Annotated in this window: 22 protein-coding genes, 1 CRISPR repeat array and 3 riboswitches; of the genes, 2 read left to right on the forward strand and 20 right to left on the reverse strand. The window is 36.7% G+C overall.

Annotated elements, in window-relative coordinates:
• Positions 1-17: 17 nt before the first annotated feature.
• The 9 genes from UtA1_RS15670 to UtA1_RS15720 all read right to left on the reverse strand — a co-directional run bounded on the left by UtA1_RS15670 (position 18) and on the right by UtA1_RS15720 (position 13,277).
• Complete coding sequence (locus UtA1_RS15670) at positions 18-2,333, reverse strand: CRISPR-associated helicase/endonuclease Cas3 (RefSeq protein WP_096552087.1); 2,316 nt, start codon at positions 2,331-2,333, stop codon at positions 18-20.
• 5 nt (positions 2,334-2,338) lie between these two features.
• Complete coding sequence (gene cas5b / locus UtA1_RS15675) at positions 2,339-3,040, reverse strand: type I-B CRISPR-associated protein Cas5b (protein ID WP_096552089.1); 702 nt, start codon at positions 3,038-3,040, stop codon at positions 2,339-2,341.
• A complete protein-coding gene (gene cas7i, locus UtA1_RS15680; RefSeq protein ID WP_096552091.1) occupies positions 3,021-3,920 on the reverse strand; it encodes a type I-B CRISPR-associated protein Cas7/Cst2/DevR in 900 nt (299 codons plus the stop codon). The genes cas5b and cas7i overlap by 20 nt, the downstream gene beginning before the upstream one ends.
• Entirely contained in the window at positions 3,917-5,698 is a 1,782-nt protein-coding gene (locus UtA1_RS15685) for a hypothetical protein (protein WP_096552093.1), read from the reverse strand. Before UtA1_RS15685 ends, cas7i begins: the two co-directional genes overlap by 4 nt.
• Positions 5,691-6,407, reverse strand: coding sequence for a CRISPR-associated endoribonuclease Cas6 (gene cas6 / locus UtA1_RS15690; protein WP_096552095.1), 717 nt, complete (start codon positions 6,405-6,407; stop codon positions 5,691-5,693). Before cas6 ends, UtA1_RS15685 begins: the two co-directional genes overlap by 8 nt.
• Positions 6,408-6,976: 569 nt before the next feature.
• Positions 6,977-9,035: direct repeats of the CRISPR family, unit length 29 nt; unit sequence GTTTTCTCTGAACTTAGTGGGATTTAAAG.
• Between the two features lie 424 nt (positions 9,036-9,459).
• Positions 9,460-10,368, reverse strand: coding sequence for a hypothetical protein (locus UtA1_RS17725; RefSeq protein WP_232019865.1), 909 nt, complete (start codon positions 10,366-10,368; stop codon positions 9,460-9,462).
• A gap of 412 nt (positions 10,369-10,780) precedes the next feature.
• Positions 10,781-11,746, reverse strand: a complete 966-nt coding sequence (locus UtA1_RS15710; protein WP_096552097.1) for an asparaginase — start codon at positions 11,744-11,746, stop codon at positions 10,781-10,783.
• Between the two features lie 225 nt (positions 11,747-11,971).
• Positions 11,972-12,658 (reverse strand): phosphoribosylaminoimidazolesuccinocarboxamide synthase, encoded by a 687-nt coding sequence (locus UtA1_RS15715; RefSeq protein WP_096552100.1) that lies wholly within the window; start codon positions 12,656-12,658, stop codon positions 11,972-11,974.
• Positions 12,659-12,905: 247 nt separating this feature from the next.
• Positions 12,906-13,277: a VOC family protein gene (locus UtA1_RS15720; protein WP_096552102.1), complete on the reverse strand. Its 372-nt coding sequence runs from the start codon at positions 13,275-13,277 to the stop codon at positions 12,906-12,908.
• Positions 13,278-13,449: 172 nt separating this feature from the next.
• Here UtA1_RS15720 and UtA1_RS17345 point away from each other — a divergent pair, with 172 nt between their 5' ends.
• On the forward strand, positions 13,450-13,605 hold the full coding sequence (locus UtA1_RS17345) for a hypothetical protein (protein WP_016838205.1): 156 nt from the start codon (positions 13,450-13,452) through the stop codon (positions 13,603-13,605).
• Between the two features lie 262 nt (positions 13,606-13,867).
• Positions 13,868-14,884 carry an alcohol dehydrogenase AdhP gene (adhP, locus tag UtA1_RS15725; protein WP_096552104.1) on the forward strand — a complete coding sequence of 339 codons (1,017 nt, stop codon included), beginning with the start codon at positions 13,868-13,870 and terminating at the stop codon, positions 14,882-14,884.
• Positions 14,885-15,124: 240 nt separating this feature from the next.
• Here the strand turns inward: adhP and queE are convergent, their stop codons facing one another.
• The 11 genes from queE to UtA1_RS15780 all read right to left on the reverse strand — a co-directional run bounded on the left by queE (position 15,125) and on the right by UtA1_RS15780 (position 22,288).
• Positions 15,125-15,853 (reverse strand): 7-carboxy-7-deazaguanine synthase QueE, encoded by a 729-nt coding sequence (gene queE / locus UtA1_RS15730; RefSeq protein WP_096552107.1) that lies wholly within the window; start codon positions 15,851-15,853, stop codon positions 15,125-15,127.
• Positions 15,846-16,316: a 6-carboxytetrahydropterin synthase QueD gene (gene queD / locus UtA1_RS15735; RefSeq protein ID WP_096552109.1), complete on the reverse strand. Its 471-nt coding sequence runs from the start codon at positions 16,314-16,316 to the stop codon at positions 15,846-15,848. Before queD ends, queE begins: the two co-directional genes overlap by 8 nt.
• Positions 16,303-16,983 carry a 7-cyano-7-deazaguanine synthase QueC gene (gene queC / locus UtA1_RS15740; RefSeq protein WP_096552111.1) on the reverse strand — a complete coding sequence of 227 codons (681 nt, stop codon included), beginning with the start codon at positions 16,981-16,983 and terminating at the stop codon, positions 16,303-16,305. Before queC ends, queD begins: the two co-directional genes overlap by 14 nt.
• A gap of 52 nt (positions 16,984-17,035) precedes the next feature.
• A riboswitch (PreQ1 riboswitch) is annotated at positions 17,036-17,079 on the reverse strand.
• A 4-nt stretch (positions 17,080-17,083) separates the two neighbouring features.
• Positions 17,084-17,584, reverse strand: coding sequence for a preQ(1) synthase (queF, locus tag UtA1_RS15745; protein WP_016839074.1), 501 nt, complete (start codon positions 17,582-17,584; stop codon positions 17,084-17,086).
• 84 nt (positions 17,585-17,668) lie between these two features.
• Positions 17,669-17,714, reverse strand: a riboswitch (PreQ1 riboswitch).
• A 113-nt stretch (positions 17,715-17,827) separates the two neighbouring features.
• Positions 17,828-18,781 carry a UV DNA damage repair endonuclease UvsE gene (gene uvsE / locus UtA1_RS15750; RefSeq protein WP_096552113.1) on the reverse strand — a complete coding sequence of 318 codons (954 nt, stop codon included), beginning with the start codon at positions 18,779-18,781 and terminating at the stop codon, positions 17,828-17,830.
• A 268-nt stretch (positions 18,782-19,049) separates the two neighbouring features.
• Complete coding sequence (locus UtA1_RS15755; RefSeq protein ID WP_096552115.1) at positions 19,050-19,442, reverse strand: hypothetical protein; 393 nt, start codon at positions 19,440-19,442, stop codon at positions 19,050-19,052.
• 22 nt (positions 19,443-19,464) lie between these two features.
• Positions 19,465-20,019 (reverse strand): dihydrofolate reductase family protein, encoded by a 555-nt coding sequence (locus UtA1_RS15760; RefSeq protein ID WP_096552117.1) that lies wholly within the window; start codon positions 20,017-20,019, stop codon positions 19,465-19,467.
• Positions 20,020-20,250: 231 nt separating this feature from the next.
• Positions 20,251-21,030 carry an alpha/beta fold hydrolase gene (locus UtA1_RS15765; RefSeq protein ID WP_016839078.1) on the reverse strand — a complete coding sequence of 260 codons (780 nt, stop codon included), beginning with the start codon at positions 21,028-21,030 and terminating at the stop codon, positions 20,251-20,253.
• 90 nt (positions 21,031-21,120) lie between these two features.
• On the reverse strand, positions 21,121-21,471 hold the full coding sequence (locus tag UtA1_RS15770; protein ID WP_096552119.1) for a DUF2200 domain-containing protein: 351 nt from the start codon (positions 21,469-21,471) through the stop codon (positions 21,121-21,123).
• An 86-nt stretch (positions 21,472-21,557) separates the two neighbouring features.
• The gene (locus UtA1_RS15775; protein WP_197722764.1) at positions 21,558-21,911 is read right to left on the reverse strand and encodes a CrcB family protein; all 354 of its coding nucleotides are present in this window, start codon (positions 21,909-21,911) and stop codon (positions 21,558-21,560) included.
• Positions 21,911-22,288: a fluoride efflux transporter FluC gene (locus UtA1_RS15780; protein WP_016839081.1), complete on the reverse strand. Its 378-nt coding sequence runs from the start codon at positions 22,286-22,288 to the stop codon at positions 21,911-21,913. The genes UtA1_RS15775 and UtA1_RS15780 overlap by 1 nt, the downstream gene beginning before the upstream one ends.
• 55 nt (positions 22,289-22,343) lie before the next feature.
• Positions 22,344-22,406, reverse strand: a riboswitch (Fluoride riboswitch).
• Positions 22,407-22,431: the final 25 nt, after the last annotated feature.

Raw genomic sequence — 22,431 nt, forward strand, 5'->3', positions numbered from 1 at the left:
AAAAATACCCTTCCCTTCTAGAAAAGAACATCAAAATTTTCATCTAATCGTAACTCCAGCCCTCGATTTGAATCATATGAAACGTCTATTGAATACTGAATATAATTAAAATCCGGATGTTCGAAAGGGGAAACTTTAAATCCTGATTCTTTTGCTTTAAAAAATAAGCTTTTAGCACTTACCGAAATAATGTATTGCTCAATCTCCATTCGAATTTGTTTCTTCTGCTTATTCCGTTCGATTCGATCTAAAGAATCAGGAATTGCATCATATTGCTCAATTAACGCCATTACCGCTTCATAATTTTCTCTTCCAGCCACAAAACTTACACTTTGAATATCACGTAATATTTGTTGAGCTTCTTCCTTACTTAAATCAAATGCTCGCATATCTTGCAATTCTTGATTGGCCTTTTCAAATTTTGCTAAATACTTTGTCCCTGCAAGTTGTTCTCTACTAAATACTTGCTTCACAATATCGATTTTCTCATGCTCCCCAATTAATTGGCCATCAAAAGCAGACAACGCTTCCACCCCTTTTTGGACGATCGCCTTTTCATAAATCGTCTCAAGGCCAGACACCTCTTCTAGATTCGATAATATAAAAATATTCGGTTCATCTGGTGTACCACCATTAAATCGGAGACCTTTTCGATTACAGCGGCCAAACCGTTGAAATAATGCATCTGGTGTAGCCGCCTCGGTAAATAAATAATCAAAATCTACATCCAAAGAAGCCTCTACTATTTGTGTCGTCACCCAAATTCCTGGCCGATTATTCGTTAACTGTCCAAACTCTTTTATTTTCTCTTCTTTTGGCAAACGATCTTTCCTTGTAAATTGTGAATGTAATAAATTGATTTGTTCTTCCCCAACAAGTTGCTTTAACTGATCATACATTGCAAGTGCTTCCTTCACCGTATTCACAACAACTAATACTTTGGAAGTTTCACCAAATTGAACGATTTTCGTTAAAGCTTCTATTTTATCATCCAGCAGTTGTATCCGATGTCTTCTCGGCATAACCGGATTAGCATCTCGGTCGTCTGGAATCAGTACAGTTTTAACTAATGATTTATGATCCAACAAGCCTTTCTTTTGCAATTCATCAAGAAATATTTGTGGTAATGTAGCAGTCATAATCATCCACTGACCACCTAATTGATGAATCAGTTCCAAACCTCTTAGCAGTATCGCAACAATATGTGGGTCATATGCTTGAATTTCATCGATTACCACTTTGGAATAGGCAAGGGTAGCAAGTTCTGTTTCAAACCCCCGGTAAAGAAGTGGAAATTTGAATAATTGGTCAATTGTGGAAAGGGTCAATTTTTTCGCAAGTAAACGTGTATGCTCCGTTTGAATAATCGATTGCTCAAAGGAAGTCGTTTCATCTGATTTTGACATTAGATGGTCTAAAGCCGTTGAATGAAGCAAACCCGTACTACTAAAACCAATACCCTTTTCGCTTTGAATTCGGTCATACATCGCATTTAAACTCACTCGCATAGGCAGTGTAAAAAAACCTTTCTTTTGGCCAATCCATAATAAAGCCGCTTCCGTTTTCCCACTACCTGTCTGAGCGATAAGGACAATATTTTTATCTTGATTTTCATAAGTTAAGGTCTGTAAAGGACGTAATGAATATTTCTTTTCAAGAAATGTTTTCGTCTGCTCCCCTACATTTTGATCCACCGCTTCTTCCACATAAATTGCAACATTCTCATCTTTTCTCTTCGCAGATGCTGCATGGTCTGCACGTTGGAGGAAGCCTTTTATTAAGATATACTTTAACCACATATAATGATTGAATTGATTAACAATATTTACTCGATTACAAATCGCTCTAATTGCGAAACGGTTGGCTTTATCTGTTAACTCAAACGATAATGGGATTTCCTCTTTTATAGACGGAATTGCTTCTTTTAAATGTTGTTCATATATTTGTAGGATGAGTTTCTCATTCGGATTCAAATCTCTTTCATGATGATATCCTACTGCTAATGCCACAATTTCAGCTTCTTCTTTCGAATATTTTTTTCGTAATTCACCAAATGGCAATAAACAAACCGATAAATAATTATGTGGATAGTTCACTAGATTTGTTTTACGCCAATTTTTATCAATCGAGGGACGGATCATATTTTGAAAAGTCTCGCTATATTTCCCTAAATCATGATACATAGCTGCCACTTCAACTAACTCAAAATCTTTAGTTGTAAAAAATGAAAGCTCATTGCCATAAGCTTGAGCAAGAGCTTTCACTGCCTCCACAACGTCTGAAGTATGTTCAGCAATCGTTAAAACATCCGGTTTAGATTTTGCAAAATACATATCCCTTATCCTTTCAATAAGAAAATACTGTATTCCCCATCCGTCATAACATCGTCCTCCAATAAAGTAGACTTTTGAACATAAGCAGCCGCTATATAATCCCACTCTCGCCGGCCATCACGAATCTCATATTTACGAGGAAGACGATAATATGCTTTTGGCACATCAAAGTAAGTATCTATCTCTAAATCTACTGGAATATATTGATTGTAAACCAATTCTTCCATACTATCTTCTGTTGCCTCTACAAAACGCACTTCATCAATCCTTACAATATCTTCCCAGCGGCCCATGCTTATTGTTGTGGACAATTGATGAAACTTGTTGTAAAGCTCATTTAATATAGTTTCTTCTGCATCAACATGGATAACATGTTCCACGTTAAATAGTAAGTGCTGATACATTGGCATGGTTGTATACAATTTACTGTCAGGTAAAGGAGCTTCTGGTAACCCATCTGTTGTTACAATCGGAGGCACTTCGGCTTTCTTGTACATAAACTTTTTTTGATAATCTATCATAAAGCTTTCGGACTGTCCTTGAATGGATATATTCATCGGAATGTACTCCGTCGCACCCAGCACCGCGTGTAACATGCCCTTTACGGTAGAAAATGGTACGAGAGGATATGTTTCGCCGACTTTATAGGCAAATGGCTTTAGAAAACAAGCTGTTTCTTGAAACAATTTAAGCCTTAGCAACTTCATAGGCAACCCCGTAATATTCTGCTACTTCACGAGTTACAGCTTGGAAAAATTCCTCTACCGTTCCTACTTGTCCAAAAGCTTCTTTGATTTCTGATTCATTACTAAATATTCCATTTGTTAAGCCGACCTTTGTAAATTGTTTCATTGCTTCACCAGCAAAAGTGAATTCGCTTGTTTGAACAAGAGGCTCAATTTTTAACGAATTTCCTTCCAATTGAATACGTCCTTGGAAAAATGGATTTGCCACAGGGTACACCCCTCCGATCACAAACAGTGGTGTTAAGTTTTCCTGACGGCCACGAATATTACGGGATAATAATTTCAACACTTCCAGTAATTGATGAACACGATTAAAACGTTCTTCATTCGGCAACTCCACCTGGTTATTTTCATCGATGCCAACCTTGCTTAAATCCACAGTTACTGTATAAGTGTAGTAACTAATATGATTTTCAATATTTGCTAGGTTTGCATTTTCTCCTAAGCGCTCAGCCAACCCCATATTCGTTAAAAACTCCATGTCCCCATTGTAGGGCTCTAAGGAAATCGCATGACTTAAACGAACGGTTGCAGGACGTTTAAGGGAATTTTTACCCGTTTTTAAATAACCGAATAAATCCATTTCGACCGAATCTTCAATTGTTAATTCATCTTTAAATTGTAAAGTTCCCTTTTGTTTAGAAACTGTGTTTAGATTCCAGCCAAATAATTCATTTCCTAAACGAACGACATCATAACGTAATGATTGGCGGGAAGCGAAAGTATAAGTGTTGCCATCCGCACGATTAAATTTCTTTAATTCTGAAATATTGGAAAATCCTTCACCAAAGTTAAGTGAACCTGCCTCAACAATAGCAGTAAATGTTAATGATTTACTCATGCTTCAACTTCCTCCACTTCTTTTTGTTCTTTTGATTCAAATTGTGACATTAGACCGGCAATAAACGCCAATGACATTGTGGCAAACTCATGGTCTGAAACAACTTTACGATCTAATAAACTTGTAAACTCTTTATTGATTGGAAGATTTGCTAACAAATGTAGACGCAATACCGTTTCAAAGAAAACTTCCCTGTTTCCGCCTTTTGCGGCATTTAATAAACGATAAGCGATCGTTGCAATTTTTTTCTCATTTGGAGAAGTATACTCTTCACTTTCTTGCACAGTTTGTGGTTTAAACAATTTTTTTTGCAAAGCTTGACCACGTCCATACATACGGTCTGTTAACGTTTTTTGTTCCACTGTTTGCCCCTCCTTCAAAATCAATTCACGTAAATTGAGTGCCATTTTAATACTGTAATAATTTTTCGAATTATCAGTAATTAATCGGCGCATTTCTTCAAAAATTAGCGTCTTTGTATCGTTATTTCGCAACGCTTCGTGAATAAGCTGCTCGCGAAATGCATATGGAAAAATCTTATTTATATCAAAATGAGTCGAACCCGAAAGCAATGTTTTAATAAACTTTTCATTTACCACTCGATATTCGAGTAAAGTTTTTTTCGATTTATTGAATGTTACCCATTCAATTAATAACGTAACAGTTTCCCGCTCTTTCTCTTTTTTAATCATTTTTTCATGACTAGATATCAATGCAGTACTAAATAAATTATCACGGCGAAACGCCCGCGCAAAAGCATCATTACGCTTCCTTGTTTCTTCACAATCCCCTTCAACATGTAAGAAACTAAAAACAAAATGTTCTTCTCGTCCAATCGTTTTCCGATAGCTTGTACACCCTAGAGGAGATATGAACAATAATAACCTCGCTAATGTACTGATGAGAGGTGCGCTTGTCATTTGCCCATTATAAAAATCATTAAAACTTGTTGATGCAAGTGGCATAAACATCATTTCCTGATATGCCAGTGTTCCCCATTGTCCTTCAATTCCACTGCACGGAGGAAGTTTCTCAAAATAACTAAAATCAATAGACTTTGCTTTTTTATTTTTTTTCTTCCATTGTTCGGCAATACCTATATCGCTTTCTTGAATAAGTTTCCATGCCGTATCCGCATCATTATTTTCAATACACTGTTGCAGTTTCAATTCCAAAACAAGTGGATCAATAAAATCTTTTCGAAATACTGCGATTTGCTCTTTAAACGACAATGTATTTTTCGCAACATTTAAAAACGATACCTGGCCTCCCGAACTTGATAAAATTGTTCCTTTTACCACATTGATAGTCAGTTTTTGATCAATTTCCGGCTCATTTAAAATTTCGATCGCTCGATGAATCACCTTTTCTAAGGTAGGCAAATCGATCTGTTTCAAAGCATCCTTTCCTTCAAGTATTAGTTTAGTCGCTTCATCTTGATAGTCAGGGAAATACTTTGCTACTCGATCCAATCCTTCTTTCAATGTATTATTGATAATATCTCCATGAAACTTATAAGAATCCGTATTCTTTACTTTACCATTTTCAATGGAAAGCTTTATTTTTTGAAAGGATTGATCTAATTGCTCTTTACGTCTTGCCCCCATACTATACGTACGAACTAAATAATCAAAAAAGCGTTCTGGTAAAGATTCAATCCATTCAATCGGTACATCTAAAACATTTCCGTCACATTTGATTTGATGCTCTTCATCCATTCGTAAAAGGGCAGTTGCTCCCATTGAAAACAGCCAGTCATTAATTAATATTTTAACCATGCTGAATCGCCTCCAGCGTGCCATAGCCTTGGGCCCTCCGTAGTCCCGCTCCGTCCAAATATAGGAGTTTTAAATCTTCTGGATGTCCTTGAAGCTTAATGACGCCTTTTTGTGCTGTATAAAAAAGGGTTTTACCGTTTGCATGGCGATTCGTTTCTTTAATCACTTGTTTCTTTAAGCAATGTCCGCAAATTTTTAATGGTTCGTACAATGGGCGGCCATATAACGCTTGAAATTGTTTATTCGTAATAATGTTGAATTCTTGCTCAAAAGAAGGGTTAGAAATTAGTAAGGTCTTTTTCATCTTGTCCTCAACTAATAATCCATTTAAAATATTAAAAGTAACTACATTTGAGGTGATTGGTTTTTCGTGAGCGATCTGTTTGCTTATAATTTTTAGAGGGTATTCGGGATGATCATATTTTTGTGTTATACTTAATCCATTGAAAAATGCTACTCCTACTCTTACATCAGATGTTGAAAAAATCAAAGTTGCGTTTTTCATCTCATATTCTGCAGTTTCTTCGAGAAGGTTGAAATTGTTCATGTAAAAGGAAAAGGTGAAAGGCTTGGGCTTCTTTTTACCATCATATAATTGATTGTACAGATCCTCATCGCCTTTCTTTAACATTTCTTTAATAAATGATAATAAATACATTCGGTAAGCTTGAGGAACCTTTTGTACATCTAATAAAATTTTGAAGCGCAATATTGTACCTCCTTTATTATTAAAGTATGAACTATACTATTTATTAGTAAGTATATTTATAACTAAATCAATTGTAAATATAAGTAAGAAAATCTAACCAATATCAATCGATTGTTATTTAGTATATTTTTGTTAAAAAATGTAATTTTATTTGAATTTTGTTGGATTTAAAATTATTTTTAAATTATATTAATCATTTATTTATCTGAATTTAGTAGAAAAGATATATTTATTTCATAATTAAGACGACTCATGTTAACATTCCATGAGTCGTCTTTCATTTAGGAAGCATGCAGCATATTATTCTTAATCTTAATATAGTCAGTTATAATAGAATTAAAACTGAATAAAAGGCTATTGAAATTTTGAAAATTCGCATGCAGTAATTGAAAAGGCAGATTTCGATTGATTTTTCTAAAATGCATTTTGCCAAATTTTGAGATATTGGGTTAAAATGTTGTTATATCAAGGGTTGTAAAGGTTGAGCAAGTAAAAGTAATTCGCACGATTGGACGTTCGCTGCAATGGTTTGTTTCTACATGTTGTTTTTATAAGGTTTTTAGCAAGGGGTTTTCTCTGAACTTAGTGGGATTTAAAGTGTGATTTATGCGTATCAAATGCAATCTTTAATTCGTTTTCTCTGAACTTAGTGGGATTTAAAGAATGTAAAAATGAAATCTACTATATCCATTATTAAGTTTTCTCTGAACTTAGTGGGATTTAAAGTTTCTCTTTCTATTTGCGTTAGAAATTTTATTTTTATGTTTTCTCTGAACTTAGTGGGATTTAAAGCATTGATCGTTTTAATAATTTCCACTAATTCAAATTACGTTTTCTCTGAACTTAGTGGGATTTAAAGTGCATCCTCGCCATTTGTGCATGTGTTTCTACAATGTTTTCTCTGAACTTAGTGGGATTTAAAGGATTATTCCGGAACGATTAACAATTCAACGCTTGGTGTTTTCTCTGAACTTAGTGGGATTTAAAGTATAAAGACGGGATGAACGAAATATCAGAGAACAATGTTTTCTCTGAACTTAGTGGGATTTAAAGGTCCATTTAAAAACTTCAATCACTACAGGCTTTTTACCTTTTCTCTGAACTTAGTGGGATTTAAAGTTTCAACATTTTGTGCAAAGAAAGCTTGTAAATTACTGTTTTCTCTGAACTTAGTGGGATTTAAAGGCATATAACGCAGTAGCGCGTAAAGCTTTTGCAGAGTTTTCTCTGAACTTAGTGGGATTTAAAGCTTAGTATCCTATATTGGTCAAGCGAGCGGATGGAGTTTTCTCTGAACTTAGTGGGATTTAAAGTTGCTTCAAAAGAACTGGGAAAAGATTGGAAGAAAGTTTTCTCTGAACTTAGTGGGATTTAAAGTTGCTTCAAAAGAACTGGGAAAAGATTGGAAGAAAGTTTTCTCTGAACTTAGTGGGATTTAAAGGAAGTTGAAGATGTAGGTAAGAGTATTACAGAAGAAGTTTTCTCTGAACTTAGTGGGATTTAAAGTCATGACCGGCAACAAAAGTTCATCATCAAATGATTTAGTTTTCTCTGAACTTAGTGGGATTTAAAGATTTTCTTAGTATTATTAGAATTCTTGCTTAAATCAAGGTTTTCTCTGAACTTAGTGGGATTTAAAGGAGCAAATTTTACACCATATTTATTCAGCTATGATAAACGTTTTCTCTGAACTTAGTGGGATTTAAAGAGCTTCGAGTAAATCGTAGCTTTCTTGACGAATCTCGTTTTCTCTGAACTTAGTGGGATTTAAAGTAAATGCTGGCACAATTAAATCGATTACTAAGCCTCGTTTTCTCTGAACTTAGTGGGATTTAAAGTGTTATTCGGCAAATTTAAAACGGCTATCTTGAGACCGTTTTCTCTGAACTTAGTGGGATTTAAAGGAAAGTACTTGAAAAAAGCAAGGATCTATACATTTTAAGTTTTCTCTGAACTTAGTGGGATTTAAAGGTGTATTTGTTGTATTTTGCTTGTACAATGCCTGTTTGTTTTCTCTGAACTTAGTGGGATTTAAAGATCAAGCACCCCATTGAAATCGACGGGGTGCTTATTGTTTTCTCTGAACTTAGTGGGATTTAAAGCTTTTTTTCTTGAAGGAGTGATAGCATGAAGGTTAAGTTTTCTCTGAACTTAGTGGGATTTAAAGAATGCAATTGCTTTTCCGATATGTTCGTTAAACACAGTTTTCTCTGAACTTAGTGGGATTTAAAGGTGTATTGCCATGTGTCTCCGGTTGTTTGATTTGTGGTTTTCTCTGAACTTAGTGGGATTTAAAGATTCCTTTTATTCTTGTTTTTCCATCTTCGGTTTCAGTTTTCTCTGAACTTAGTGGGATTTAAAGAACTTCTGTTTGATTGATTCCGGAACACGTTCTTCGTTTTCTCTGAACTTAGTGGGATTTAAAGCCTTAATCGTCAAACGTCTTGAAATGGATGGCTTCAAGGTTTTCTCTGAACTTAGTGGGATTTAAAGAATGGAATCAAGGAAACAATCGTTTTGAAAAGTAGTGAGTTTTCTCTGAACTTAGTGGGATTTAAAGGAATCTTTGTCAAACCAATCTTCCACTTTTGACATTCCAGTTTTCTCTGAACTCAGTGGGATTTAAAAATCACGGTGGAGGAAACGGACGAAGAACTGATCGAGATTTCTTTGAACTTAGTGGAATTTATGATCAGCTTGATAGCCCAGTGAATCGCAAAACTGTAATCGTTTTCTCTGAACTTAGTAGGATTTCAAGCCATAAAGCTCCAATTTGAACATTTTTTGATTACTAACTCTGTCCTTTTGAATAACCAAATACTGTAACTACTAATCCGGAAAAAACAATACCAGGAACCAAATAATTATTCCTTTTATTTAGTCAACCAAAATGGAAAAGCAGTGAAATATTACGATGGTTACTCGGAGGAAGAAAAAAGCGTACCATACGATACAATTGCGATTGACTTAGAAACTTTAATTGAAGAAGGGCCACAAGATTGAGCTGCTTAACGTAAAAAGCTAAGCAGCCCAAAAATACAAGTAATATTGTTCATTCAATGATAACAACCGGTTCAAACAACCAATTTCTTGATTTGTAATTATCATCGTCTCTATTTATAACTTCCCGAGTGATGCCATTTTCAATTAACAAATCTCTAAATTTTTTACTCAGAAATACAGGTCTATACGCCCAGCTTCCATTAGATTTCAACTCTTTCATGATATTTATATCTTTAATAGGATATTGTTCAAGATCCCTTTTATTATAGTGATATGGATAATCAATCCGTCCTCTAATGTTACACGTTTGACATCGTTCTTCCGGTTCCGTAATAAAATAATAATGTTTCATTTCGGAACTCCATGATGGAAGAACATTTGTAGGAATCACTTGAAATACGGGCTGTGCAGGCTTTTTACCGCTATGTATCACCTCTCTCAATTCGTACCCTGTTATTTCCCACTCTTTCATTAAATACGCCATTTTCTCCGATACAACCCAGTAATCGACACCGACATTGACCATATATCGATCCCCCACTTTTGAAGTATCCATGACTAAAGGGGAAGTCTGAACTTTTTCCTGAATGCCGCAAGATGGGCAAATCGTCTTCCATTTAATTCCATCCTTTTTGTGTTCTAAAAACGCTTTTGATGAATTACCTGTAGAAACCAACCTAAAAAAAGGCGATCGTTCAAAATCTAAATAATTAAACCTGCAAGAAAATGATTCACCACATGAAATCTGGTATTCTTTTTTTAAATGAGAAGTGATATAAGAAATTGTATCTATTCCTACCTTTCCGTTGAGTCGGATTGGAACCTGAAGATATACTTCAGTCCCCATTTTCGGCTTATCCGGAAAGTTTAATGAAATATCAAATTTTCCAAAAAGTCTTTCGAGTTCACTTTTTAAAGAATATTCGGCAAAAAAATCTATACATACATAAATATCCATACTGAAACATCCTCTTTTATAAAAATATGGGAAAGAGTGAGTCAAATTATATACTACCCACTCCACCCAAAAAACTACTATAATTTTAATAACAAAGACAGTATTTATTACTTAGCTTTATATTGTTTAGTTTTAGAAAATTGATACAAAAATTCCCATACTGGATCGCCAGTTTCATTCCAAAGTTCTTTATAAGCACATCCAAAAAAACATGATTCATAAATTCTACTTTTGTTGTTTCATATACAATCATGCGAAAAATTACAGCAGTCAATTATATTTTTTCTTAAATTTTACAAATTTATTATATAAATGCAAATTAGTGAATTATGATTTTCATAATTTATCCAAAAAATAAAAAGCATCCACAGTTCATGAACAGAGATGCTTTTTACATAATTTTCCACTTGTATTAAAATCTTTCCTTAATCTCCCCCACCTCGGCAGCCAACATCACCGCCAGCTTCATGCGGGCTTTTTTGCTGTCGTAGTCGCGGCCGAGGATGGCGCCTTTCTTTTGCAAGTCGTAGGCAGTGCCTGGAGTGTCGTACACCACTTTGACGTTTCCTTCCGCCGTGCTTGTTGTCACCACCACGATGACGCCTTTTTCAATGGCATATTGCACTTGTTCCGCAACAGCCGGGTGGACTTGGCCTCGGCCGAACGCTTCAAGGACAATGCCTTTTGCTCCCGTCTCCACCGCATACTTAATCAAGCGGCCATCGGAGCCCAATGAACATTTGATGATTTCCACATAAGGCAATTCGGATTTCAGCTCATAGGTTTCCCTTTTCACCGCTTTTCCATATAAAATGACTTCTTCATCATCCACATACCCCAAATGGCCGAACCCCGGCGCGTTGAAGCCGTCCACGTTGGAGGCGTGGCACTTCTTCACATAGCGGGCGGGCAAAATCTTTTCATTGAACAACACAACCGCGCCCAAGTTTCTCGCTTCATCGCTTGCAGCCAAAATGATGGCTTGACGCAAGTTGGAAAAGGCATCCGTTCCAATCGTGGCCGGGCTTCGTTGGGCGCCTGTCACCACCACCGGCCGCCCGTCACCAATTGTCAAATCCAAGAAATACGCCGTTTCCTCCAGCGTATCCGTTCCGTGGGTCACGACCACTCCTGCCACTTCTTGATCCTCAAAAACTTGTTCAATTTTTTCTTTTAACTGAATTAAATGGTCAAAGGTCATTTCATTGCTTGGCAAATGGAATAGGGTTTCTACCTTCAATTCAATATGTGATGGCAGCACACATTGTTTGGACAAATCTTCCCCCGTCAACATGCCGGATGTGAGGAGCCCCGTTTCCGGATTCACGCCGCTAGCAATCGTGCCGCCCGTACTGATCAAAACCACTTTCTTTTTCATTATTTGCACTCCTAAACTCTCAGTTTATAAACGTTCATTTATCAAAATAAACCATTGTTACAAGAACTTCAACTGTCGCACGTCCAAAGAAAAACCCCCGGCAGCTGCCAAGGGAGTTAATTCAAATCAAAGTGCATTTTTTCTCCGGGTTTAAAATGCAAAAAAGAGCGAATGGCAACACTCCATGGTCTTCTCCACCCGCTCTTTTTCTACCAGTCCCTATCTCTATCCTTCCAAAATCAATTTTTCCAATTCCAACGGCTCGATGTATTCGCCGTTTTTGTAGGCGCGCATGTTGCCGCCGGAAATTTCGTCAATCAACATGATTTCATTCGTTTCTTTATCACGGCCGAATTCGAATTTAATATCGTAAAGTTCGATGCCTTTTTTCGCCAATTCTTCTTTTACAATGCCGGCGATTTTTTGTGTAAGTTCTTTTAACACTTTGTATTCCGTTTTGGATAAAATGCCAAGCATGTCCAACGCATCTTCGCTGATTGGCGGGTCTTCCCGTTCATCGTCTTTAATTGTCACTTCCACAAAGGCATCAAGAGGTTGCCCTTCTGTTGCATAAAGGCCGTAGCGGCGCAAGAAGCTCCCCACTGCGCGGAAGCGGCAAATCACTTCCAAGCCTTTGCCGAAAGTTTCCGCCGGTTTCACTTTCATCGTCTTTTTATCGATATCCGCTTCAATAAAATGTGTTGGGATGCCTTTCTCATTAAGCAATTCGAAGAAATATTTCGTCAATTTCAATCCTGCAAGTCCTGCACCTTCAATTGTCAATCCCACCGTATTGGCACCTGGGTCAAATACCCCGTCAACGCCTGTTACGTCATCTTTGAATTCCAATAAATAGTTGCCATCTTCCAATTCGTAAACATTTTTCGTTTTACCAGTGTAAATGTGCTTCATGTCAAGTCTCCTTCTTCTTTTAGCCTTTACATCGATAGAACTGATGCTGTCTTTATAATAAATCAAACAAAGTTTATCGGACAAGAGGGCCTCTTTTATTATTTACAATTTCTTCATTATTATAGCGATGAGGCAGATGAATCTAAAAGCTGCTGTCTTGTGACATACACCGTTTTACCGCCGTGGATCAAATAAAAAGACTACCCGGAAAGTCCTTCTCTCCGGATAGCACGATTAGCTGACATTATTATTTATCTTCTCTCAACAAATACTGATTTCCATCTTGGTCATAGAAAGTGAACATCGAACCATAAGGAAATTTTTGGAGTTCATCCACCTTTACGCCATTATTTTTCAACCGCTCATACGCCTCTTCAATGTTCGGTGTGCTGAAAAGGAGGGTTGGATGAGCGACATTTTCCGGTTTTTGTTTCTTCATCAATGCTTTTGAGTATAGCACCAATGTCGCAAAATCATTTTCAGGTCCCACCTCAATCCACGCCATCCCAGGCCCCATCGGCTGTTCGAATTTCAATACAAACCCTACTTTGTTAATCCAAAAATCTTTTGCCTGTTCCTGATCTTCAACATAGATTGTGATTTTTCCAATTTGGATCATCGAGATTCTCCTTTTACGTTTTTTCATTTCATTATGCCATAAAAATGGATTGGCTAAGTATTTTTCAAACTGAATATTTTCCTATAAATATGGATTTTTTCTCCTATATAATATAACCATGATCAGATTCCAGGATTATAATATATATAAAGGAATCAATGAGGAGGCTATCATGGAAAACGAATATGTTGTTGGTTGGGGCACTTTGGCGTTGATCAATGCAGGGCTTGCCCAAGGAAAAAACCGCTCCGGATTGAACTGGTTCTTGATTTCACTTTTATTGGGACCATTGGCCACATTGCTTTTATTGTTTGCAGAAAAGAGATAAATTTTTCAAAAGACGATGATTTGTAACTCAACAGTAGTATTTTCATCCTCTATAAAACTTATTTTGATAATCATATTTTACTATTCACAAAGAGATATAATCCGCGCTTATCTCCCTATTTTTTTATGTCGAAAAATGGAAATCTATTTACATTAAATAGTAGTATTTCCTATATTGCTGAACATACTCTCTGCTAGTATCTTTATTTTTAAGTATATGGATACGCTTCCATGTACGAAATTCAAACAAAGGGGGATTATTATTGAAAGCTGCAGTTGTTTCAAAAGAAAAAACGGTGAGTGTGGTGGACAAACAATTACGTCCGCTTAAACATGGTGAAGCTTTGGTACAGATGGAATATTGCGGAGTTTGCCACACAGATTTGCACGTGAAAAACGGGGATTTTGGGGATGTCACAGGTGTTGTTCTTGGCCATGAAGGCGTTGGAAAAGTCGTTGAAGTGGCTGAAGGGGTCACTTCCTTAAAAATCGGCGACCGGGTAGCCATTCCTTGGTTATACGAAAGCTGTGGCCATTGCGAGTATTGCACAACAGGAAGAGAAACGTTGTGCCGAAATGTAAAAAATGCCGGCTATACGGTTGACGGAGCCATGGCGGAACAGGCAATCGTGGTTGCCAATTATGTGGTAAAAGTGCCTGACAACTTGGATCCGGCAGCTGCCACTTCCATTACATGCGCCGGAGTGACAACATATAAAGCGGTAAAAGTGTCGGATATCCGGCCTGGGCAATGGATTGGCGTATTTGGCATTGGCGGTTTAGGAAGCCTGGCTGTCCAATATGCGAAAAATGTATTTGGCGCAAGAGTAGTCGCATTCGATATTAATGACAATAAATTGGCCTTTGCAAAAGAAATGGGAGCAGATGTCACGGTGAATTCGTTAAAAGAAAATCCGAAAGAAAAAGTCATTGAAATCACAGATGGAAAAGGATTGGACGCTTGCGTTGTGACAGCTGTGGCGAAAGCACCATTCAACCAGGCTGTAGATGTCGTAAAAGCAGGCGCCCGGGTTGTTGCAGTTGGTTTGCCTGTTGATAAAATGGATCTTGATATTCCTCGCCTTGTGCTGGACGGCATTCAAGTGGTCGGTTCCCTCGTCGGTACCCGCCAAGATTTGAAAGAAGCGTTCCAATTTGCAGCTGAAGGAAAAGTAGTACCTAGAGTAACCCTCCGAAAACTTGAAGAAATCAATGATATCATGGAAGAAATGGAGCAAGGAAAGTTCACTGGTCGAATGGTAATCGATTTTACGAACTAAAAAATAAAAGGAAGGAGCAGTCTCTTTTGGACATGCTCCTTTTTAAATTTTGAAGAATTTGGCGGTCAGAAGACGGTTTGCCTCTTTGGTTGGCGAATAAGTTCGGCGATTTGGCGATTATTCTTGCCTGGTTGGCGATTATCGGGTTCTGCAGAAACGTTTTTTTCCTTTGGCGATTATGTTCCTCTATTCGGCGATTATCAGGATCTTCGCAAATTTTATAGAAGTCCTTTCTGGCCCCTACACGCCTCTTTTATTCCCCCACACAAGGGTATGGAGTTGCGGCAGTACTTTCACGTTTTGTAATTCCTCATCTGCCATTACTTTGTTAATGAGCCTTTCATATTTTTTCAGTAAGTGGCTAACGAGTTTCGTTTGATCTTTTGTAGTTGTGTCATCATTGCCAACCTGTAAGAAAAATGGAATAGTCGGATATCTTAAATGTACTTTTTTTGCATATTCATAATCTTCCTCATCAAATACAACGACTTTCAATGAAATGTGCTGGTTGCCGTTTCGGGCATTTAGCTTATCTATGATTTCAGTAAGCACAGTAAAATCTGTTTTCATCCCAGAACTTGGCGGTTTTGGGGAAATCGTCACTTGATTTACATCGTACAGCCAATCTTGCCATCTAGAGCCTTGAGTTTCGACGCCAATTTGGATTCCATTCTCCTTTAAAATCCGCACTAATCCTTCTAAATTCCGAATTAATGCCGGGTTGCCGCCTGAGATCGTTACAAAAGAGAATCCGTCTCCGCCAAGCCGTTTCAATTCCGTCCAAATTTCTTCTGCGGTCATTTGCCGAATCAACTCTTTACCGCTGCCATCCCATGTAAAGGCTGAGTCGCACCATTCACAAGAGTAGTCACAGCCTGCCGTGCGAACAAACATCGTCTTTTGCCCGATGACCATCCCTTCTCCCTGAATGGTAGGGCCAAAAATCTCCATAACGGGAATTTTACTCACTTTCCATCCACTCCCGTCTAGCTTCTGCATAACTTGTAGGAGTCTCATAGAGTCGAATAAATTCTACCCGCGCCCCGTCAAAACCTTTCTCCTGCAACGCTTCCGCCAATTTTTCATAAATCCAAACGACCATATTCTCAGCTGTTGTATTCATTGTCGGCAACGTTTCATTTAAATAGCGGTGGTCCAAATAGATTTCAATTTTTTCTTTCCAAATGTCTTTAAGGTCAGCAAAATCAATAACTAACCCTCGATCATCCGGATATCCGCTTACTCCAAGCACTACTTTGTACGTATGCCCATGGAGGTTTTTGCATTTCCCTTCATATGCATGCAAATGATGGGCGGCATCAAATGTAAATTCCTTGCTGACGAGCACACGCTTCGAGTGATATCTCAATTGGTCTCTTTGAATATCTTCATCTAGTTTTTGAAGCTTATCAACAATTCTAAAATCTAACATGTGAAGCACCCTTTCTAGAACGTAAATACTCATCAAGACCTCTTTTTCTCAACTTACATGCTGGACATTCTCCACAGCCATCTGCAATGATTCCGTTATAGCAAGTCAATGTATTGTTTCGTACAAAATCAAGCACACCTAATTGGTCTGCCAGTTCCCATGTTTGTGCTTTCGTTAACCACATGAGCGGCGTATGAATGACAAACGTATCATCCATCGCTAAATTCATTGTTACATTCAACGATTTGATAAAAACATCACGGCAATCAGGATAGCCACTAAAATCCGTTTCACATACGCCTGTTACGATATGCTTTGCTCCTACTTGGCTTGCTAACACCCCTGCAAAGGAAAGGAATAGCAAATTGCGCCCCGGCACAAAGGTAGAAGGAAGCTCGCCATCTTTCCCTTCCTCAACTTCGATATCATCCCGTGTTAGTGCGTTTGGAGCTAGCTGATTTAAAAGGGACATATCAAGAATGTGATGCTTTACCCCTACTTTCTTTGCGATTTCCTTTGCACATTCAATTTCCAATCGATGTCTTTGACCATAATCAAACGTCACAGCTTCCACTTCTTTAAACTGTTCTTTTGCCCAAAACAAACATGTCGTGCTGTCTTGTCCACCACTGAATACGACGATTGCATTTTCTTCTTTTAATATCATTAAAGACACTCCTTCATAAAGAAAAAACAGCATCCTAAGAAGGAAATGCTGTTTCTTCTTAGTTTTTTATAGAGGGTAGCTAAGAACCTCTGTTATTCATTTATCGATTATCCACTTTTTCTGGATATAAATCATGATTCATTAAACGGTAATTTGCCATTTCTTCATATTTCGTTCCAGGTCTTCCGTAGTTGCACCATGGATCGATTGAAATTCCCCCGCGCGGAGTAAATTTCCCCCACACTTCAATATATCTTGGATCTAATAATTCAATTAAATCATTCATAATGATATTTACGCAGTCTTCATGAAAATCTCCATGATTTCGAAAACTGAATAAATATAATTTCAGCGATTTGCTTTCCACCAATTTTTTATCCGGAATATAAGAAATATAAATCGTTGCAAAATCCGGCTGCTGTGTAAGCGGACAAAGACTAGTAAATTCAGGACAATTGAATTTTACAAAATAATCCCGATTGACATGTAAATTATCCACTGCTTCCAATACTTCTGGCGCATATTTTGTTGGATATGACGTCTTTTGATTACCGAGCAGCGTCAAATCCTTTAAACCATCTTCCAATTTGCGACTAGACATAAAAAAACCTCCTTGCAAAATGTTTCCCAACATTTTCAAGAGAGGTAAACCCAATTCATTCTATTAAAACTGATGAAATATTATTGTTTCATAGTTTTTTATAGAGGGTTATGCTATGAACCTCTCCCGTTCTAGTCGGGTATTCAACTTTACTTAGTAATATTATAGAATATAGTGAAAAAGGTCAAATTTTTTTAGAAAGTTTATTAAAAAAAACAATGAGATAATCAATGGATTGCCATTTCAAATCTCAATTATCCCACCACTGATTCGCTTAAAGCCGCGCAATTTCCCTAGCTCCTCCACAAAACGGAGGCATGCAAGATCTTTCGCTTTTGCTTCAATCATAATATCTGCAGATTTTCCGAAATCCTTTAAGGCTTTAATTAATGGAAAAGCAAAATCCATATCAACATAATCCGCATGTGCCCGTAACATTTTTTCAGATTTTGGTGATGATAAATGAAATTTCGGAACTTTCCCTGTATGTTCCCAAGTCGCAAAAATCCTTGGCAACAACTCTTCTAATTCACAGTCTCCTTTATTTACTATATAGTGATGGTAATCAAATACAAAAGGTACTTTTAATTTTTCACAAATGGCTAATGTCTCTTCTGCTGTATAGGTTTTATCATCATTTTCCAGAGTCGTTTGCAAGCGAATTGTTGAATCTAATTTTTGGAAGTTTTGATAAAATCGAGAAATAGATGCATCTTTATCCCCGTAAGCTCCTCCAACATGGATATTTAACATTGCCTCTTTTTCTAGCCCCATTGCTTGCAACATTTTAAAATGATAGGTCATATCCACAATGGCATTGTTTGTTACATGAGCTTGTTTACTTGTGAATAAAGTAAACTGTCCTGGGTGAAAGCTGACCCGCATTCCATAATTTCGAACCATTTCTCCGATTTCTTTAAAAAGATGTTCAAACGGGGAGATAAACTCCCAATCCACTTCCGGATGTGCAGCTAATGGAATGAGAGATGAAGACATTCGGTACACTAGTATTCCGTGGGCAATATTGTAATGGAGAATGCGAATTGTATTTTTTAAATTTCGCTCCGTGATGGTTAATAATTTCTCGGCTCTACTTGTTTCATCGAGTTTTTTCCAGTTGGTAAAAGTAATTGTATGTGAAGGAGACGCTTCCCACAATGGGAGCGCCATTGAAACATAACCAAATCGAAGTATCATCTGTACACCATCCTAAAAAAGAATGATGAGGATAGTGTTTGTCAATGGAGAACGATACATACATCATGAAAGGAGGATTATGAAATCTGACAATAGTGATTACCCCACTATTTCTTTTCGTTTCTATAAATTTCATTCGAGATACTTCCAATTCATTGACGAAATGAGATGAGGAAAGTTTGAAAAAATTATCCCATTCCATAATTTTATTTAAATCGTTGCAATAAATTCAATTTGAACAATTGATTTTGAATAATAACTAGAATTACTAATAATTCTCTAAAAAAATCTTGTATTGATTACCTATGAAATTTTTTAATAATACCATCTTCTCTTTTGTATCTATTACTTCAAATGGAATAAATACTTCATGCTTTTTTAATTTAAATGTTCTCATTTGCCCGATATCAAAATTTAAAATCTTTTGTATCTCCTTTTGGACGATTTTTCCTTTCGCAGATTCAGGATTTCCAGGATCAACATGCAAAATTAAACAACGATATCTTTTATCACCATTCAAAGTTGCAAATTTTTTAGAAGCACCTCTAATGGTAATTGGTTTATATCCTAATGATAAACTCTTATTAGCAATAGTACATTCGATAAAACCTAAGCTATTTAAGTATTTATGTAGTTCACCAAATACGAGTAATTCTTTCATTATTCTCCGCTCCATTAAATTTTTATTTTTTATGATAAATCAATTGAACAACTCCCGATGGAAACGTCTTTGCTTCTACAAGTTTTAGTGCTACTCTATGTTGAATATCAATAAACAATGGTTTCCCCGCTCCTAGAATAATTGGATGGACTGATAAACGATATTCGTCAACTAAATCATGATTAACAAATGTTGTAATGAGACTGGCTCCTCCATATAACCAAATATCTTTCCCAGGTTTATTTTTTATTTTCTTTACTTCTTCTACTACATTGTCGTTGATGTACTTAGCCTTCCCATCAGCACTTTGTTGTGTTCTAGAAAACACATATTTCTCTTTACTTTCGATTATTTCCCACATTTCTATTTCTTCTGCGCTTGCATTTTCTCCAGGTGAATATTGTCCCCACAATTCATAACTTTTTCTTCCGTAAAAAATCGTATCGATTTGATGGAGAAATTCCGTAAAGTTCATTTCTGGTTCCATAATGCACCAATCGATTTCCCCATTCTTCCCTTCTATAAAGCCATCCAACGTCACGGCTAAATCTAGTATAATCTTTCTTTGGTTTTGCATCGTTTTCCCTCTCTTCCTTAGATTTTCGATTGGAAAACTACTATATCATACGCTTGAACTTTATTGTCAAATATCTCCTTGATAGTGACAAAATCTTATGTTAGCATGATTGATTTTTCTAAGATTGGACGAATGATCCTCGTTGAAGTTTCATTTTCATCTAGACAAAACTTACAGTTGGACTAAAGAAGACAAAAGGCAAAAAGCGAATTGGAATCACTCCAATCCGCCTTAAATAAATTGCCATAATACCTCATTAAATCGATCCCGTTCTTCCCAAAACGTTCCATGGCCGCTATATTGGAAAGGAACGACCTTCGAATTTGGTATGAGTTCATTGAGTTCTTGAGCTTGTGCAAAAGGGATTACTTTATCATGTATTCCATGAATGATTAACGTAGGCACATGAATTTTTGAAAGATCCGCATATAAATTTTCATCTCTTAAAGTATTAATGATTGCAATTGTCGACCAACTTGCTGCATCCAATCCCATTTTCATAAACCAATCAGAAAATTCTTTTGTAATATATTGGAAGAAAAATCCGTCGATTACTTTTTGCATCATTTTCGGTCGATCATTATATGCTAGTTGAAGAAAACTTTGTGCAGTCTCTTGTGTAAAGCCGATTGGAGCTGCACTCGCAACAAGAATTAATTTCGATACACCAAAGCCATGATGACGAGACATATAACGTATTGCAATAGCTCCGCCAGTAGAATGGCCTACTAATGCAAAATTGTTTAATTTTAGAGCATCCACAACTGCACGAACATCATCAGCTAACCTGTTGTAACAATATCCTTCAAAAGGTCTATCCGATTTTCCGAAACCTCTCCAATCAATGCCGATACAACGATATCCTAACATCGGCAAGACGTTATACTGATATTCAAACTGATTATGATTTAAAGGCCAACCGTGTAAAAACACAATGGTTTTCTTTCCATGAGGATTAATATCTTCCACATATAATTTTACACCCGAATCAACAGTAACAAAATAGCCCATGCATACCCTCCCGTAATTCAGTCTCGGAATAGGATATTCAGGGCTGAAAATATAGGTGAATCTCTTAGAAAGTAAAGAAACAATTTTATTTTATGCTCGCAAAATTTTTTCCATCGCTTTTCCTTTTGCCAATTCATCGATCAGTTTATCCAAATAACGAATTTCCTGCATCAAAGGTTCTTCAATCTCTTCTACCCGCACTCCACAAATAACACCTTTGATGAGTTTACGATTAGCATTTAATTGAGGAGCTTCATTAAAGAATGTTTCAAAATCTGACTCTTTTTCTATTTGCGCCTCTAATTCTTCTTGGCTATATCCAGTTAACCAACGAATTATTTCATCTACTTCTTCTTTTGTACGACCTTTTTTCTCTGCTTTCTGAATATAAAGAGGATATACACTTGAAAATTTCATGTTATAAATCCGATTGTTTTTCATCACATGCTACTCCTTTTCTTCAGGCGAAATATTTTTTTCATTATATCGAAGTTCAAAATGAATAAACAGCCGCAACTTCCATACAGTTAGTTCCAACAAATGCTTCCAATCAAATACCCTAAAACTGCTAAACCAATTCCTCCACCGTAAGTGATTATTATGTACAAAAGAAAATGCTTTTTATTCTTTAAATAAAATTGAATGAGTTCTAATTTCAATGTTGAAAAGGTTGTAAATGCCCCAAGAAATCCTGTCCCTAAAAGTAAGAGCAAGGTTTCATTTGCTTTTGCACCCGTGATGATGCCTAATATAAACGCTCCTAATAAATTTACAGTCATTGTTCCAAAGGGCAGTGACTCTTGTTTATTTAAAACTTTAGCAATGGCAAATCGAGAGATAGCGCCTAGAAACCCCCCAATTCCCACGTATACGAAATGCATCAACAAGTCGAATCAACCTCCTTACTGCCTTTAAAACCTAATCGGCTCATAACCAATCCACCGATAATACTTACTAAAACATAAAGCACTCCTAACAAATAATGCTGATTCTCAAACAACTCAATCGTTTCGACGCTCAATGTAGAAAAAGTTGTAAATGAACCGACATACCCTGTACTAATTGCAGTTGCTATGATTGGCGATACAGAAATTCTGTTGAATAATGATGTAGTCAACCAAGCTAATAAATAACTTCCAACTAAGTTGACGATAAGTGTAGCCCAAGGAAACACGCTATTAGTCATGAAGGTGATTCCGATGAAATATCTAGAAATGGCACCTAGTGCACCTGCAATGCCGACATACATATAAACCATTTGATTTTCCTCCTTTCCATAAAAAAACTCCTGCTCGTGATAGGGAAATTCCATATCACCAGCAGGAGTCATCAGCCAACTTCGGCGGTTAAAGGTGAACTCCATCACCTATTGTACTTATTTGGTAATTAACTTATAACATG

Origin of the sequence: Ureibacillus thermosphaericus (genome assembly GCF_002370195.2) — a bacterium.
Lineage (GTDB): Bacteria > Bacillota > Bacilli > Bacillales_A > Planococcaceae > Ureibacillus > Ureibacillus thermosphaericus.